The sequence below is a fragment of the Streptomyces sp. NPDC001100 genome, assembly GCF_053598575.1.
On record NZ_JBSFKO010000027.1, the window covers coordinates 1 to 15,955 of the forward strand.

Consider the following 15,955-nt stretch of genomic DNA (forward strand, 5'->3'; position numbering starts at 1 on the left):
CTAGATACACACGTCAGCGCATCCATTCACCTAGTGATCGTTAGCAGATTTGTCAAAGCCGATGAAGTCGTACGTCTCGATGGTCGCGCCGACTCCGCACCCGACGGCAACCCTCAGACGTTCGGGCGACCCCTGCGCCGCCTGCTGCGACGCCGTGGACTCAGCCATGCCGATCCTCCTTGATCGTGGGCGAGCGAGCCGTCCCGGACTCGCTGTTGGCTGTCGACTGTTAACAGTCGAGAGATGATGCTGGGCCCGACGGCGAGACCTGTCAACCCTCCCGGACGGTCGAACTGCCGACTGTCAACAGACGACAGCTGGGCTACAATGATCGCTCGCGGCATTGAAAGGGGTTTCGACCGTGTCCGGTCAGGCTTTGTCCAGTCTCACCCGCACGACGACCCTCCGGGAGCGCGCGCTCGTCGCCTTGCGGACGGCCATCACCACAGGCCAGTACCGCCCAGGCGACCACCTCGGAGAGGTGGAGATCGCCGAGCACCTGTCAGTGAGCCGCGGCACGGTACGCGAAGCTCTGCGCCACCTCCAGCAGGAGGGGCTCGTCACCGCGGGCGCCCGCGGCATGCTGCGCGTGTCCCAGCTGACCCCGACCGAGGTGCGGGAACTCTTCCAGGTCCGGGAAGCGCTCGAAGGCCTCGCGGTGGCGCAGATCATCGCCTCACCCCGCAGACAGGACGCGGCCGAAGCCCTGCGCGAGGCCCTGGAAAAGCTCCACGACGCCTTCGAGTCAGGAGCGGACCTGGCCGCGAAGGTCGAGGCCGACCTCGGCTTCCACCTCCTGCTGTGCGAACTCTCCGGCAACTCGATCCTTCTCAAAACATGGCGACAGCTGGAAGGGCCGATGCGCGTGGTCATCATGAGCGCCGCCGGCGAGCGCCGCGACGTGGCCATGTCCGCGACCTCCCACTCCCCCATCGCCGACGCGATCGCGCGCGGAGACGCGGCAGCGGCCCAGGAGATCCTGCACCGGCACATGACCTCGGCAGTCGAACAACTGGGCATCGGGCCGGAAGCCACCGACGAGACGGCCTGACCAACGACTTGGCGGGCGCGCTGCGCGCGAGCAAACGCTCTCTGAGCTGCCCTGGCACGCCAAGGTGCCCGTGGCTCCCGGACGGCAGTGGCTCATACACCTGGAGAGTCGAGCAACACCATCGCGCACGAGGTCCCTGACGCTCGGCGGCCATGCACGCGCGAGGTGTGCGCGTCGTCTGCTGCACCGACGCCAAGGTCGGCCCCTTCAAGCCGCACGTGTCCTGCCCGGGGGGCTCGTCCACTTCGCCTCGCGGGTCGCCACCCACACCGCCGCGCTCGCTTCCATGACCTCACCGGCGGCCGACTCCTGCGGCCTGGGCACCACGGCCGTCGAGTGGACCGGTCGCAACCGGCCGCCTGAACCAGGTGGCCGCACAGAGCCCGGACCGCAGGACGCCCAAGACCGGCCCGCGGGCCGCGCCATGGTTGCCCGCGCACGTCGTGGGTGAAGAAATTGTTCGAATGCGTCGGAGAGCGTTGCGGTGAGTGCGTCGGTGGGGCGTCCCGAGAAGCCGGTCGACCCCCGCGCCGGTGCTGTGCAGCGCTTCGCCCATGAACTGCGGCGTACCAGGTCGGCCGTCGCAGTCGGCAGGACAACCGGGACGCCCGTCCCCAGCCGATCGGCACAGCGGGGTGAACACCCTGGCTGCCGGGTTCCCCTCTGGCGACTGACGCAGAAGGGAGCCGGCCAGGTCACGCGTTGAAGCGGTACGAGCCCGCCCGGGCCCGGTAGACCTTGTACGGCGCGCCGCCCGAGGTGTCGTCACGGACGAAGGCGGCCCCCCGGGGCGCGCTGACGGGCTTGCCCTGGGTCGGCACCCAGATCTCGGCCTCGGTGTTGTACGGCACGGTCACCGCTAGGTCGATCCGGCCGTCCGAGCCGCGCCTCCACTCCGAGGACACCACACCGCGCACCGTGTCGATCGAGGCACTGACGTGGTCGAGGGTCGCGGGAGACAGGTCGGTGTCGTCGACGCTCGTCGGGACTTGGCTGTTGACCGCGGCCGAGGGGACGTACGGGCGGATCCGCAGCGTCTCGTAGGCGGTTGAGGTCGGCCTGATGCCGGCCAGGCTCTGGTAGAACCAGGTGGCCACGTTGGAGCGGTAGTGGTGGTTGACCGAGAGCCGGTCGGTCCACTGCTCCCACAGCGAGGTGGCGCCCTTGGCGATCTGGTGGACGTAGCCGGGGACGCCGGTCTGGGTGACGGCCTTCAACGCGATGTCCGTGTAGCCGTACTCGCTGAGGATGTTGAACTCGTAGCGCGAGCCGTACATGTCGTTCTGGATGTGCTGGTCCGCCGCCACGATCCGGTCCGCGAGGAGCTTCGCGAGGGCCTTCTTGTTCTCCTCCAGCGTCTTGGTGCCGGCCAGATGGCGGGGATCGCCGGGGCCCAGGTCGGAGCCGGGGACCAGGTCGAAGGCGATGGCCATGGCGTTCTCGCTGGAGATGCTGCCCTGGGTGAAGTACCCCTTCGACGCGTCCCAGTAGTTGGCGACGAACGCCTTGCGCAGGGTGCGCGCCAACTGGGCGTAGTGGGCCGCTCGTTCGGTGCGGCCGATCCTGTGGCCCACCTTCTCCATGTAGTCGCAGAAGTGAATGTAGAAGGCGAGGCTGATGACGGCGTTGCTGCCGGGAGGCTCGGCTCCGGAGTAGGCGCCGAGCGATGCCTCGAACTTGTAGTCGTTCTCGGCGGTGAACAGCGTCTCGTAGTACGTCAGGAGCGTGTCCTGGTGGTCGTAGAGCTCGGCGAACAGGCTGCTGTTGCCGTAGTACGTGTACAGCTCCCTCGGAATGACGAAGTACGCCGAGTCCCAGGCCGGCACGGCCTTCCACGTGGCGTTCCAGCCGGGGGTGCGATCGTAGCCGTAGCCGCCCTTGGCGACGGGGACGAACATGGGCAGCTGGCCGGTGGAGATCTGGGTGTCGGGGAAGTGGCGCAGGTAGTTGGTGAGGACGGCGTTGACGTCCCAGGTCAGGGACTGCGACTCGGAGCTGGCCATGGCGTCGCCGCTCCAGCCGTTCTTCTCCCGGGAGGGGGTGTCGGTGGGCTTCTGGACCAGATTGTTCTGCTCGGCCCACTCGAGGTTGCGCTGAAGGCGGTTGAGCAGGGCGTTGTCGGTGGTGAAGGTGCCGGTGCGGGCGAAACCGGTGCGGGCGACACCGACGGTCAGGAGGTCCGCGTCTTGCGCCAGGTCCGGGGCTCGGCCGAGGACCGCCTCCAGGTTCATGACCTCCAGGTAGCGGAAGCCGAAGTGGCTGAACTGCTGCTCCCAGGTCTGCGTCGACCGTCTGCCGAGGGTGTAGTAGTGCGTCTGGAGGTTGGCGTCGTGCTGGAAGTTCTCCTCTTCCACGGAGAGCGGGGAGGCGGCCGTGCCGTCGCCGGCGACGATCCGGTTGCCGCCGCGGACGCGCAGGGTGAGGCCCTCCTTGTCGGGGCGCAGGCCGGTGAGCTGAAGGCGCACGAGACCGGTCAGGATCTGGCCGTAGTCCAGGACCCAGGTCTTCGAGCCGGGCGCCGTCTCGGTGATCGAGACGGGGCGCAGCGTCTGACTGACCAGCACCGGCTCCGCCTCATGGGCGCGCAGGATGGCGGGCTTGAAGCCGTCGGGGATCGTCGTGGCGGGCAGCCTGCCGTGGTACTTGGGTGAGGGGCCGGAGCAACTGCCCGGCGGGATCAGGACGGTGGCGGGGCGCCAGTCGCGGCCGGCACGGTAGTCGACCGAGCGCCACTCCCCCAGGTCGTCGGCGCGGCAGGCGTCGTACTTCTCGCCCGAGTAGACGGAGTCGAACGTGGTGGGCCCGTCCGCGCTGAGCCAGTCCTTGTCCGTGATCAGCGTGGTGGTGGAACCGTCGGTGTACGTCACGACGAGCTTCGCGCGCAGGCGGGGCTGGCCCGCGTAAGGGGCGAGCTGCCAGTACCACTCCTGGGGTGTGGTCACCCCGTACCAGCCGCGTCCGAGTTCGGCGGCGAGCACGTTGGGGCCGCCGGCCTCCAACAGTTCGGTGACGTCGAAGGTGTCGTAGAGGACCGTGCGGTCGTAGGTGCTCTGGTCGGTGAGCAGGCGGGGCACATTGGTCCGACCGTGGTTGGCCTGCTTGCCGTCGACGGTGATCGGCTCGCCGTTGACGGTGAAGGTGACGTTTCCTGCCGCACTCAGGTGCAGACGGGCCTTGGCTATGCGGCGGCCTCGGGGCAGGGTGAACGCGCGGCGCAGCGCCGGGGCCGGGTTGGCGATCGGCAGCACGCTGTTCTTGGACGGGATGAAGGGGTTCTTCGGCGGGAAGGTCAGACCGGCGAGGGTGGCGATGCCGTTCTCGAAGGGGTTGGCGCCCGTGGTCAGGTCGGCGGAGAAGTCCCGTGCGCCGGTGCCGGTCACATGGACGCTGCGGACGGTGGCGGAGGTGCCGCCGGCGAAGCCGAAGCTGCCGTGGCGGCGGATCTGGTCGCCGGTGAGGGTGCGGCTGTCGACCTCGACACCGTTGACGGTGGTGGTGGCGGTGAGACCGCTGACGGCGACCACGACCGTGTGGTCGCGGGTGGCCCAGGTGTCCTTCGTCAGGCCCGTCGAGGCGGGGAGAGTGACCGTGCCGACCGGGACGCTGCGGGTGCCCGAGGTGGTGGGGTTGGTCTCGCTCTGCGGGTCGTAGTGGTCGACCCCCCAGTCGGGCTCGGAAGTCCCGTCGTCGACCCAGGTGTTGCCCGCGTAGTGACTGGTCGTCATGACCAGACGCATGTCGTCGCCGCTCTGCCGGACGGTCCAGTTCAGGCCCTCGCCCCAGGTCTTGCCGACGGGTTCGGCGCGCAGCAGAAGGGACAGACCGGCTGCGGCGTCGGGGCCGCCGCGGAAGACGACGGTCGCGGTCAGATCCTCCCAGTCGTGGTCCTGCGTCTCGCGGCCACCGATCCACCGCGCGCCCGACCAGTCCTTCTCGCCCTTCAGCAGGCCTGTCTCCCACACAGCGGGCTCGCTCCACGGGCCGGGTGCGCCCGTCTCGTCCCAGGTCCGCACCCGCCAGAAGTACCCCTGCTCCGACCGCAGCGCGCCGCCCCCGTAGGCCGCCTCGGTGCTGTTCGAGCCCGCCACCCTGCCGCTGCGCCACACGTCGGCCCTGCCCGGTGAGGAGCCGACCTGGATCTCGTACGCGGTCTGTCTTCCCACCGGCGCTACCCAGCTGAACGCCGGAGCGGTCTGCGTACCCAGGGGCGCGACCCGTGAGTTGACCTGCAGCTCCACCGGTGCGGAAGCGTGATGGACCGCTGCCTTTGCGCCCGCCGCGACGGCGTTCGGCGCGGTGGCGAGCGGCAGCGAGGCCCCGGCTGCCGCGGACGTGATGATGCCGAGCATGTGTCGGCGGCTCAACGCACTTCTGTTCTCCTCGGCCACGGCAGGGATTCCTTTCATAACCGTGCTGGAACGGGGGCGCCCCGCCCCCGGACACGTGGTGGGCTGCAGGCGGGCAGCGGCCGACGGCCAGGCGTGATGAAACGCGCGATGAAACGTTTCAATACCTTCCGCGTGGAAAGTTTATGAACAGATTCGGCCACAGCACAATGGCCCGGATCGATAATCAGGGCGTTGTCCTCGCGGTAGGTTTTGGAGCTCGGCTGACGCGAACAACCGGTCCCGACCGGTTTCGTCGAGGAGGGTGGGCGCACCGTGGATCAGGCAAAGGCGCGGGGACCGTACGCCAAGACCCCTGCCCGCAGGGCGGAGATCGTACGGGCGGCACGCGACAGCTTCGCCGAGCACGGTTACGCCAAAGCGTCCCTGCGCGACATCGCCGAACGCGCCGGCATCACCCACGCCGGGCTGCTGCACCACTTCCGCAACAAGGACGAACTCCTCGCCGAGGTGCTCGCCGACCGTGACACCGAGGAGTGGCAGCAAGGACTGAAGGAGGTCGACAGCCCCGACCAACTCGGCCCCTACCTCGCCGGGCTCATCCGCCACCACCAGAAGACCCCCGAGCTGATGCGGCTGTGGATCGAGCTCGCGGCGGCGGCCTCCCGGCCCGATCACCCCGCGCACACCTACTTCGTCGAGCGCTACGAACGCAGCCGTGCCCAGTTCATCGACGGATTCCCCGACGAGACGGCCCGCGGCAGGCTTCGCGAGGGCGTCAGCCCCGAGAGTGCCGCCGTCCTCTTCCAGGCCGTGCTCAACGGCCTCCAGCTGCAGTGGGTCCTTGATCAGGACCTCGACATCGTGGGGCCGGTCACCGACTTCGTACGACTGCTGTTCGGCCCGGACGACACCGCGGACGCCGGCTGAACAGCGACGGCAGACGTTCGACGCGGCGGCGGACCTGGTCGCCGCCGCACTTCGGGTCACGAACCTGGACCTCGTGGAGCCAATAAGTATTTTGACATAGGTTTCTCCTCATAGATAACTTGGTGACGTGACCGGAATCAGTGAGGCTCACAGGAGCCAGGGCGTCGACCAGGTGGCCGCAGGCCTCGTGGCGTGTCTGCCTGCACTGAACCGGCACCTCAAGCAGAGCATCGACCGGCAGTTGCCCTATCCGAACCTGCCCGAGCGGCAGTTGGCCCTGCTCCAGTACGTCGCCGAGCACGACGGCGCCACCGTCCACAACGCCGCCGAGGCACTGCGGATGGTGCCGAACAACGTCAGTGCCCTGGTCACCCGCCTCACCGAGGCGGGCCTGCTCGAGCGGCGTCAGGACGACACCGACAAGCGCGTGGCGCACTTGCGTGTCACCGCCACGGCTCGTCAGCGCATCGGCGAGGTGGAGAACTTCGCGGCGGCGTATCTCGCGTCCGCGCTGCGCACCCTCACCGAAGGCGACCGCGCTGCTCTCGGCTCGGCGCTCGGCGCCCTCGAAGCTCTCACCCGGCGCCTGCGTGACCACGCCGCCTGACCGGTCCGGCTGACGGGTCCGCCTACCGGTCCGGCTCTGCGTACGCCTACCGCCCTTTGCCCTTGCCGCTCATGCGGCGGGGCTGGGTGTGCTGCTCCCCTACGCAGCTTCCCCGCACATGTCCCCGCGCCCCAGCCGCGCGCCTCACGTCCCAGAGGACAGCTCACACATGCCTGTCACCGCTGTCTCCACAGCGCCCTCCATGTCCGGCCCCCGCAGCCACGCTCGCCGCGCCAACCCCTGGCTGACGCTGATCGCCGTCGGTCTCGGCCTGTTCATGGTCGGCCTCGACGGCTCCGTCGTCTCGATCGCCAACGCCGAGATCGCCCGCGACCTGAACGCCTCCACCGCCGAACTGCAGTGGGTCACCAACTCCTACCTGCTCGCGCTCGCCGCCGCCCTCATCCTCGGCGGCAAGCTCGGCGACCGCCTCGGTCGCCGTACGGTCTACCTCGTCGGCGTCGTCGGATTCACCGTCGCGTCCGTCGCGATCGGCCTCGCCGGCTCGGTCGAGGGCGTCATCGCCTTCCGGGCCGTGCAGGGCCTCTTCGGTGCGATGCTCATGCCCAACACCCTCGCGTTGCTGCGTGCCGTGTTCCCGCCGAAGAAGTTCGGCATGGCGGTCGGCATCTGGGCGATGATCTCGTCCGTCTCCACCGCGCTCGGCCCAATCGTCGGCGGACTGCTCGTCGAGCACGTCGACTGGGAGTCCGTCTTCTACATCAACGCCCCCATCGGCGTCATCGCCCTTGTCTTCGGCCTCTTGGTGCTGCCTCAGTCCAGGAACGAGGCCGCCGCGAGTGAGAAGTTCGACGTGCCCGGCGTCGTGCTGCTCGCGCTCGGACTGCTCGCCGTCGTCTTCGGCGTCGTCAAGGGCGAGACGTGGGGCTGGACTTCGGCCGGCACGCTCGGCGCGATCGTCGGAGGCGTCGTCGTCCTGGTCCTCTTCGGCTGGTACGAGACCCGCGTCGCGCACCCCCTCCTGCCCATGCGGCTGTTTCGCAACCCGGCCCTGACGATCGGTACGTTCGTCACCGCGCTGAACTTCTTCGTCCTGCTCGGCGCGATCTTCTTCATCATGCTGTACCTGCAGAACGTACGCGGCTTCACGCCGGTGGAGTCCGGCGTGCGCACCCTGCCGCTCAGCCTCGCCTCCATGCTGGCCTCGCCGCTCGGCGCGAAGCTCACCGAGAAGTTCGGCCCGCGTCTGACCATGCCGCTGGGGATGGTGCTGCAGGCCGGCGCCGCGTTCACGATGCTCGCGTGGAGCGCCGACTCGTCGTACGCCGTCCTGTGGCCGCCCTTCGTCGCGCTCGGCCTGGGCGTCGGCATCGTGATGTCCGCGTCCTCCGACGCGATCGTCGGCAACGCCCCTGTCAAGGACGGCGGCATCGCGGGTGGTCTCCAGGCCACCTCGCTCCAGGTCGGCGGCGCGCTCGGCACATCGGTGCTCGTCTCCCTCATCAGCAGCCGCGTCGGCTCCACGCTCACCGACTCACTGACCGACGCCGGCGTGCCCCACTCGGCAGCCGCCCGCTTCGAGGAGGCGAAGGACGCGGTCGCGATGGGCGTCGCCCCGGTCTCCGATGCGATGCCCGCCCAGCTCAGGGCGGCCGTGGTGGAGGGCAGCCACACCGCCTTCATGAACGGCGTCCACACCGCCGTGCTGGTCACCGGCATCCTCGCCCTCGTGGGCGCCGCCCTCGCGGCGTGCGGCCTCCGAGGCCGGACGAACGAGAATGACGAGAACGTGCCGAGCCCGGCCGCTGTCCCGGGCGCGCCGACTGCACACGATTCGCCCGTCCCGGCGGCGACCGGGGGTGCCGCTACCGCCGTCCGGTCCTTCCACCCGAGCGAGTGACAGACACCGGGCCGGACGCGCCAGAGGTGGAAGGGTGGCCGGCCTGGCGGTGAAGAAATCTGGACCCGGTGGTCGGTGGCGGTAGGGAACGGCCTGCCGCCACCGGTCCGGGATTCACTGCACATGGCCGTCGGCCCTTGCCGGGCCGTCGCCCAGTGGCCGATGTGGGAGAGCCCGTATTCGGTGCCGAAGACGGCCGCGAGCCGCAACGCGACGCCCCGTGCGAGCTGCCGCGGATCCGAGCGGAGCCCGGTCCACGTGTGAGTCACCAGCACCCGTCCATGATGTGCGGCCCGACGCCGCCGGCCGACGCAGCGGACGCGATCCCCCGAAACCGCACCGGCCCGGACCGGAACCCCGGGCCGGTGCGGCCGCTTCCGCTGACTCGTCCGGGGAGAGAGGGTGCGCGGACCGCTTGTGCGGCCACGCGACCAGTGGTGACGGGAGCGGGCGGCTGCGTCTTAAGGCTGTTGGTGAATCCCACCGGTGCCCTGAGCCGACGGGATGCCCAGTCGCTGCGCGAGTTCGTGGGCCTCGATGCCGTATGTCTCCCGGATCCGTACGCCCTCGGGGCCGACGTCGAAGACGCCGTGGTCCGTGTAGACGCGGCTGACGCAGCCCACGCCGGTGAGCGGGTAGGTGCACTGCGGTACGAGCTTGGGCTCCCCGGAGCGGGTGAAGAGGCTCATCATCACGTAGACGTCCTTGGCGCCGATGGCCAGGTCCATGGCGCCGCCGACGGCGGGGATGTCGTCGGGCTTACCGGTGTGCCAGTTGGCGAGATCGCCGTTGAAGGCGACCTGGTAGGCACCCAGGACGCAGACGTCGAGGTGACCGCCGCGCATCATCGCGAAGGAGTCGGCATGGTGGAAGTACGCCGCCCCCGGCAGCTCGGTCACCGGGACCTTGCCCGCGTTGGTCAGGTCGGGGTCGACCGCGTCGCCCTCGGCCTTCGGCCCCATGTTGAGCATGCCGTTCTCGGTGTGCAGCACCACCTTGGAGCCGGCCGGCAGGTGGTCGGCGATCTTGGTGGGCTGCCCGATGCCGAGGTTGACGAAGGCACCGGCCGGGATGTCGCGTGCGATGACGGCGGCCAGTTCGTCCATCGAGAGCGGATGGTCGGTGTGCATCCGGTCGCTTGATGTCGTGGTCATCGGGCCCCCTGCACGGTGTAGTGGCGGGCCTTCACCTGGACGACCCGGTCGACGTAGATGGACGGGGTGACGACGGCCTCGGGGTCGAGCATCCCTGATGCGACAACCTCGTCGACCTGGACGATGGTCGTCGTCGCGGCCGTGGCCATGACCGGTCCGAAGTTGCGGGCCGTCTTGCGGTAGACGAGGTTGCCCATCGTGTCCGCGACGTGCGCGCCGATCAGCGCGTAGTCGCCCTTGATCGGGTACTCCAGCAGGTACCTCCGGCCGTCGATCTCCCGCTCCTCCTTGCCCTCGGCCAGCGGCGTGCCGACCGCGGTCGGGCAGTAGAACGCGCCGATGCCGGCACCGGCCGCGCGCATCCGCTCGGCGAGGTTGCCCTGGGGCACCACTTCGAGCTCGACCTTCCCGGCGCGGTAGAGGCTGTCGAAGACCCAGGAGTCGGCCTGGCGCGGAAAGGAGCAGAGCACCTTGCGCACCCGGCCGGCGGCCAGCAGCGCAGCCAGGCCGACATCGCCGTTCCCGGCGTTGTTGGACACGATCGTGAGGTCCTTCGCGCCCTGCCGGATGAGCGCGTCGATCAGATCGAACGGCATCCCGGCCAGGCCGAACCCGCCGACCAGGACGGTCGACCCGTCCTCGATCCCGGCGACGGCCGCATCCGCGCTCTCGACGATCTCCGCCCGGCTCATCGGGTCGCCTCCGTGACGTCGCAGTTCTCCAGTACGACGGCCAGGCCCTGGCCGACTCCGATGCAGATCGCGGCGACGCCGTAGCGTTGCCGCGTCTCGCGCAGCACCTTGGCCAGCGTCGCGAGGATGCGGCCGCCCGAGGCGCCCAGCGGATGCCCGATCGCGATGGCGCCGCCCTTCTGGTTGACGATGGCCGGGTCGATCTTCCACGCGTCCAGGCAGGCGAGCAACTGCACCGCGAACGCCTCGTTCAGCTCGACCGCCCCCACCTGGTCCCAGCCGATCCCGGCCCGGGCCAACGCACGGTTCGCGGCCTCGACCGGGGCGTAGCCGAAGGCCTGCGGCTCAAGCGCCATCACACCGCGGCCGGCGATGCGGGCGATGGGATCGGCGCCGATCGCGGCGGCGGCCTTCTCGCTGCCCAGCAGCACCGCTGAGGCGCCGTCGTTGAGCGGGCTGGCGTTGCCCGCGGTGATGGTGCCGCCCTGCTCCGCTGTACGGAAGACCGGCTTGAGGCCCGCCAGCACCTGCGGTGTGGAGCCGGGCCGGATGCCCTCGTCACGGGCCAGGTCGACGCCGTCGACCGGCACCACCAGGTCATCGTAGAAGCCCGACTCCCACGCGGCATGGGCGAGTTGGTGGGAGCGGGCGGCGAACTCGTCCTGCCGTTCGCGGGAGATGCCGAAGCGCTCCCGGAGCTGCTCGTTGGCCTCGCCGAGGCTGACCGTCCACTCCTTCGGCATCCGCGGGTTGACCAGCCGCCAGCCGAGAGTGGTGGAGACGGCGGTGACGTCACCGGCCGGGAACGGTTTCGCCGACTTCGGCAGCACCCACGGCGCACGCGTCATCGACTCCACACCGCCGGTCAGCACCACCTCGGCATCGCCGGTCTCGATCATCCGGCCGGCCGTCATCGCCGCGTCGAGGCTCGAACCGCACAGCCGGTTGACCGTGGTGCCGGGCACGCTCACCGGGAGGCCGGCGAGCAGCGCGGCCATGCGGCCGACGTTGCGGTTCTCCTCGCCTGCGCCGTTGGCGTTGCCCCACACCACGTCGTCGATCGCGGCCGGGTCGAAGCCCGGCACCCTGGCGAGCGTCGAGGTGATCGCGGCGGCGGCTAGGTCGTCCGGGCGGACGCCGGCCAGCGCGCCGCCCAAGCGGCCGAACGGTGTCCGGGTCGCGGCGTAGAGGAAGGCACTCATGGGAACGACGCTAGCCTTGGGCGGCGATATTCTGAAGTACGCATATCCGAGCCGATTGATATGGACGACATATGGATCTCCGCCATCTCCGGTACTTCGTGGCGGTGGCCGAGGAGCGGCACTTCGGTCGTGCGGCCGAGCGGCTCCACATGGCCCAGCCCCCGCTGTCCCAGCAGATCCGGCAGCTGGAGGCGGAGCTCGGCGTCGAGCTGCTGCACCGCACGACACGACGCGTGGACCTGACCGAGGCGGGCCGGGCCTATCTCCAGCGGGCGCGCGGCATCCTGGCCGATGTCGACGAGGCCGCCCAGCACGCACGCCTCGTCGCCGCGGGCTCGGTCGGGCACCTCGCGATCGGGTGCGTGGGCTCGGCGACGTACAGCCTCCTGCCCGCGCTCTCGCGGCGGCTCACCAAGGAGCTGCCCGGCGTCGACTTCTCCTTCCGTGGCGAGATGCTCGCGCCCGACCAGGTAGAGGCACTGCGCAGCGGCGCGATCGACGTGGCCCTGCTGCGACCTCCCGTGGCCGACCTCTCCCTCACCGTCCGTACTGTGCGGCGGGACCGGCTGGTCGTGGCCGTACCGGTCGACCACCCCCTTGCCCGCCGGAAGCGGTTGCGGGCAGCGGACCTGGCGGATGCCGACCTGATCGTGCACTCCGCCGACCGCCGCTCGGTGATGTACGACGTCGTCCTGGGCCTGCTGCGCGACGCCGGCGTCGAACCGCACATCCGCCACGAGGTCGGCGAGACCTCGACGCTCATCACGCTCGTGGCCGGCGGGCTCGGCGTCGCTGTCGTACCCGAGCCGGTGACCGCCCTGGCGCTCGACGGCGTCGCCTACCGGCCGCTGGCCGGACCCGACGCACGTGTGGAGCTGGCCGTCGCCCACCGCACGGACCGCTCCGAGCCACACCTGGCGCGCACCGTGGGAATCCTCCAGGCGATGTTCTGAGAGGGCGTCGAGTCCGTTCCCTCTCGGTTCGTGACCGCTCGGCAGGCGTTGTTCATTCAACGGCCACTGCTATGTCCTCACCGGCCGAGTCCGTACAGCATGACCAACGCCGCTGCGTTTACCGGTTCGAGCGGGATGCAAGCCCCTTCTCCATGATCGCTATTTCGGTGTGGAGGGTGTAGTTCTGGGTGGTGGCGGGATGTTTGCCGACGTTCGGGGCGTACTTGCTGTGACTCTTGAGGCTGCGGGCTTTCATGCGCTGGCGGCGGGGCGGCAGCAGGCTGGCCAGCAGTGCACGGCCGATCGCGCCGATCAGGCGGATGGGGTCGGCGGGAAGGATGCCGGAGGCGGTGACGACCTGGTCACGGGCGGCGTTCAGGGCGACGGTGAAGCTGAGCCGGTCCATGTCCAGGCCCGGCTGCTGGGCGGCGGCGTCCAGGGCGATGCGGATCAGGGCCTGGTAGACGGTGAGGATGCCCCAGACCTCCTGGTCGAGGTCGGCGGGGTGTCCGGAGCGCAGGACGCGGCCGTCCAGCAGGGTCGCTTTCACATTCGCGTAGGCGGTCTCCGCCTGCCACCTCTCGTGATACAGGGTCACCAGACGCTGGGCGGGATACCGGGTGGGGTCGGTGAGACTGGTGAGAAGCCGCCACTGTTCACGGCGTATGGTTCCGTCCGCCAGTCTCACGGTGATCCAGGCCTCGATCACGCGGACGGTCAGCATGTCGTAGCCGCGCCCGGCCCGGTACTGCGCGGTCAGGCGGGTCAGGTAGGAGCCGTCGGGCAGACGATCCTGCGCCAGCGGGCGACGGGTGGCCGAGGAACGCACCAGGAAGTGGGCTCCGGTGGCGCGGATGCCGTGCAGGAAGCCGATCGCGTCGAATCCGGCATCCGCGAGGACCAGCATGGATGCCTCCAGCCGGGCCAACAGGCGGTTGGCGTAGGGGAGTTCGCCCTCGTTCTCAGGTCCGAACGCGGCGGCCATCACCGCCCGGGTTCCGGTCTCCACCAAGGTCACCAGCCGCAGCAGCGGGTAGCCGAACTCGCGCTCCGCTCCGCTGCGCTTGGGGAACCGGTCGGTGACCGGGACGCGGTCGGGCAGCTGCAGGCTGGTCCCGTCGAAGGCGACCGTGCGCATCCCGCACCACCAGGCACCGGGCGTGCCTCTGTCGGCCACGGCCCCGGCCAGTGTTTCGAACAGCGCCCGCAGCGGCCGTGCGCCCAGCCGACGACGGGCCCGGGAGAACGAGGAGGTGTGCGGCCGGACCAACGGCAGTCCGGCCAGCCCCGCGGTGAGCTTGTCCCACACAGCCCGGTAGGAGCAGTCCTCGAACAGGGCGAGCGCAAGGACGAAGTACACCACCACCCGCGCCGGCAGCAGACGGATCCGCCGCTGCACCGCGCGCGTCTCGACCAGCACCGCGTCCACCAGCGCGAAATCCACGATCTGCGTCAACTCGCCCAGATGCCCCGGAGCAAACACACCCCCGGCTACCTCGATCGCGCGCGTGATGACAGACTTCTCCCGCAACGGGACTCCCGGACTCGATGATCACCTTGCTCGACACAAGCTGATCTACCAGGAGTCCCGTTCCTCCTGTTCAGGCGGGGGTTGCGGACGAATCAAGATTCCTAACGCAGCGGCGTTGACAGCATGACCCGCTGACGATGTTCCACGGGCCCTGGGTGCACGCGCCCCGGCTTTTGAATGTCGGCGAGCCGCCGAACGGACAGGGAGGAAGCCGTGTCCAACCCTGAGATGACTGCCCAGGCCGGGCCCGAGACCTCGTACTGCCCCTACCCGCTCTATGCCCGACTGCGGCAGCAAGGGGTGGCCTTCGTCGAGGAGGCCAACGCCTTCATGGTTACTCGGGCCGACGACATCGACGCGGTACTGCGTGACGTCGAGACGTTCTCCTCGCTCGACGCGCTCGGACTCCCGCCGATCGAGCCGAGGAGTGGGGCGACGAAGACAGGGTTCTATCTGATCACCAGTGATCCGCCGGAGCACACCCGGCGCCGCCGCTTGGCGGCCAGGGCGTTCACATCCCGCCGGATCGCTCCTTTCGAACCGCAGATCCGGGCGACGTCCACGGAGCTGATCGAGGGCCTGCGTGGGCGCGATGAGGTTGACTTCGTGGCCGACTTCGCCATCAAGCTGCCCATCGCTGTCATCGCCACGGTGCTGGGTGTCCCGGAAGCGGACACCGTCGAGATGCGGCGGCTCTCGGAGAAGGTGCTCGCCTCCCTCACCTCTTCACCGGACCTGGGCGGCTTCATTCGGGCCTGCGAGGAGTTCGGCGCGCTTTTGGCGCCGGCGCTGGAAGCGGCCGCCGGTGTCGGGCAGGAGACCACCATTCTGCAGACGATCGCGGCCTCCGGGCTCGACGCGGAGGACGCCACCCGGTTCGTCCTCGAGCTGCTGTTCGCCGGCAACGTGACGACCGCCGATGCCATCAGCAGCAGCGTCAGGCTGCTGGCCGAGGATCCGCGGCTGGCCGAGCAGTTGCGGCAGGACCCGTCGCGGCTGGCCCCGTTCCTCGAGGAGTCGCTGCGCCTGGAGTCGCCCGTTCAGGGGCTGTTCCGGACCGCGACCCGAGACACCGAGCTCGGCGGCACCCCGATTCCGGCCGGCGCTCGCCTCCTGGTGAGTTTCGGAGCCGGCAACCGTGACGCGAGGCTGACCGAACGGCCCGCAGAGATCAACCTCGACCGTGTCTCGCCCCACGCACACCTCGCGTTCGGCCGGGGAGAGCACACGTGCCTGGGTCACGCCCTCGCCCGCCTCGAGGCGCGCACCGCTCTGGAGGTGCTGCTGCACACGGTGCGACGCTTCGAGCTGGCGGTTGCACCGGAGCAACTCGACTACCAGCCCGGCCTGACCGTAAGGCATCTGCAGTCCCTGCCGGTTCGTCTGTACTGGTCCTGAGGGACTGTGCGGAGACTCGGCGTGACTGAGACGCACACGCGGTTCGGCCGCGGCCTCCGGCTCACCCCCCGGCATGGGCACCGTCCTCGTCCTATCGCCCCGGAGCGATGTTCCGGGGCGAGCCGGTGGCGCGAGGCGGGGTCCGGCATGCTGACCGGCACACGGAGATCAGCCCTGCCCAGGGGACGCGACGACGCTCAGGACGGCCACCGTGCCGATCAGGCGACAGG

At 69.7% G+C, this 15,955-nt stretch carries 12 protein-coding genes; 6 read left to right on the forward strand and 6 right to left on the reverse strand.

The window, feature by feature from the left end; all coding sequences use genetic code 11:
* Window positions 1-30: 30 nt before the first annotated feature.
* Entirely contained in the window at window positions 31-168 is a 138-nt protein-coding gene (locus ACWDEW_RS32200) for a hypothetical protein (RefSeq protein WP_450517437.1), read from the reverse strand.
* A 208-nt stretch (window positions 169-376) separates the two neighbouring features.
* Here ACWDEW_RS32200 and ACWDEW_RS32205 point away from each other — a divergent pair, with 208 nt between their 5' ends.
* Window positions 377-1,051 carry a GntR family transcriptional regulator gene (locus ACWDEW_RS32205; protein WP_120049453.1) on the forward strand — a complete coding sequence of 225 codons (675 nt, stop codon included), beginning with the start codon at window positions 377-379 and terminating at the stop codon, window positions 1,049-1,051.
* 695 nt (window positions 1,052-1,746) lie between these two features.
* Here the strand turns inward: ACWDEW_RS32205 and ACWDEW_RS32210 are convergent.
* Window positions 1,747-5,439, reverse strand: coding sequence for a family 78 glycoside hydrolase catalytic domain (locus ACWDEW_RS32210; protein WP_450517439.1), 3,693 nt, complete (start codon window positions 5,437-5,439; stop codon window positions 1,747-1,749).
* Between the two features lie 273 nt (window positions 5,440-5,712).
* Between ACWDEW_RS32210 and ACWDEW_RS32215 the strand changes: the two genes are divergently transcribed.
* From ACWDEW_RS32215 to ACWDEW_RS32225, 3 genes are all read left to right on the forward strand, one after another.
* Window positions 5,713-6,327, forward strand: coding sequence for a TetR/AcrR family transcriptional regulator (locus ACWDEW_RS32215; RefSeq protein WP_359814684.1), 615 nt, complete (start codon window positions 5,713-5,715; stop codon window positions 6,325-6,327).
* Between the two features lie 127 nt (window positions 6,328-6,454).
* Window positions 6,455-6,934, forward strand: a complete 480-nt coding sequence (locus tag ACWDEW_RS32220; RefSeq protein ID WP_246090749.1) for a MarR family winged helix-turn-helix transcriptional regulator — start codon at window positions 6,455-6,457, stop codon at window positions 6,932-6,934.
* Window positions 6,935-7,103: 169 nt separating this feature from the next.
* Window positions 7,104-8,795: an MFS transporter gene (locus ACWDEW_RS32225; RefSeq protein WP_246090750.1), complete on the forward strand. Its 1,692-nt coding sequence runs from the start codon at window positions 7,104-7,106 to the stop codon at window positions 8,793-8,795.
* 461 nt (window positions 8,796-9,256) lie between these two features.
* Here ACWDEW_RS32225 and ACWDEW_RS32230 read toward each other — a convergent pair whose 3' ends face one another.
* From ACWDEW_RS32230 to ACWDEW_RS32240, 3 genes are read right to left on the reverse strand one after another with little or no spacing between them, the layout of a single operon-like run.
* Window positions 9,257-9,949 carry a 3-oxoacid CoA-transferase subunit B gene (locus tag ACWDEW_RS32230; RefSeq protein ID WP_450517442.1) on the reverse strand — a complete coding sequence of 231 codons (693 nt, stop codon included), beginning with the start codon at window positions 9,947-9,949 and terminating at the stop codon, window positions 9,257-9,259.
* Window positions 9,946-10,641 carry a 3-oxoacid CoA-transferase subunit A gene (locus ACWDEW_RS32235; RefSeq protein WP_430379321.1) on the reverse strand — a complete coding sequence of 232 codons (696 nt, stop codon included), beginning with the start codon at window positions 10,639-10,641 and terminating at the stop codon, window positions 9,946-9,948. The genes ACWDEW_RS32230 and ACWDEW_RS32235 overlap by 4 nt, the downstream gene beginning before the upstream one ends.
* Window positions 10,638-11,843: a thiolase family protein gene (locus ACWDEW_RS32240; RefSeq protein WP_450517445.1), complete on the reverse strand. Its 1,206-nt coding sequence runs from the start codon at window positions 11,841-11,843 to the stop codon at window positions 10,638-10,640. The genes ACWDEW_RS32235 and ACWDEW_RS32240 overlap by 4 nt, the downstream gene beginning before the upstream one ends.
* 71 nt (window positions 11,844-11,914) lie before the next feature.
* Between ACWDEW_RS32240 and ACWDEW_RS32245 the strand changes: the two genes are divergently transcribed.
* Window positions 11,915-12,796, forward strand: coding sequence for a LysR substrate-binding domain-containing protein (locus tag ACWDEW_RS32245; protein WP_450517447.1), 882 nt, complete (start codon window positions 11,915-11,917; stop codon window positions 12,794-12,796).
* A gap of 118 nt (window positions 12,797-12,914) precedes the next feature.
* On the opposite strand, the gene ACWDEW_RS32250 is transcribed toward ACWDEW_RS32245, so the two are convergent.
* Complete coding sequence (locus tag ACWDEW_RS32250) at window positions 12,915-14,327, reverse strand: IS4 family transposase (protein ID WP_450517449.1); 1,413 nt, start codon at window positions 14,325-14,327, stop codon at window positions 12,915-12,917.
* A gap of 213 nt (window positions 14,328-14,540) precedes the next feature.
* On the opposite strand from ACWDEW_RS32250, the gene ACWDEW_RS32255 reads away from it, so the two are divergent.
* On the forward strand, window positions 14,541-15,725 hold the full coding sequence (locus ACWDEW_RS32255) for a cytochrome P450 (protein WP_450517451.1): 1,185 nt from the start codon (window positions 14,541-14,543) through the stop codon (window positions 15,723-15,725).
* Window positions 15,726-15,955 lie beyond the last annotated feature (230 nt).

Coding starts and splice junctions, on each gene's coding strand:
- ACWDEW_RS32200 (WP_450517437.1), bottom strand. CDS start 168: ATGGCTGAGTCCACGGCGTCGCAGCAGGCGGCGCAGGGGTCGCCCGAA.
- ACWDEW_RS32245 (WP_450517447.1), top strand. CDS start 11,915: ATGGATCTCCGCCATCTCCGGTACTTCGTGGCGGTGGCCGAGGAGCGG.
- ACWDEW_RS32240 (WP_450517445.1), bottom strand. CDS start 11,843: ATGAGTGCCTTCCTCTACGCCGCGACCCGGACACCGTTCGGCCGCTTG.
- ACWDEW_RS32230 (WP_450517442.1), bottom strand. CDS start 9,949: ATGACCACGACATCAAGCGACCGGATGCACACCGACCATCCGCTCTCG.
- ACWDEW_RS32235 (WP_430379321.1), bottom strand. CDS start 10,641: ATGAGCCGGGCGGAGATCGTCGAGAGCGCGGATGCGGCCGTCGCCGGG.
- ACWDEW_RS32225 (WP_246090750.1), top strand. CDS start 7,104: ATGCCTGTCACCGCTGTCTCCACAGCGCCCTCCATGTCCGGCCCCCGC.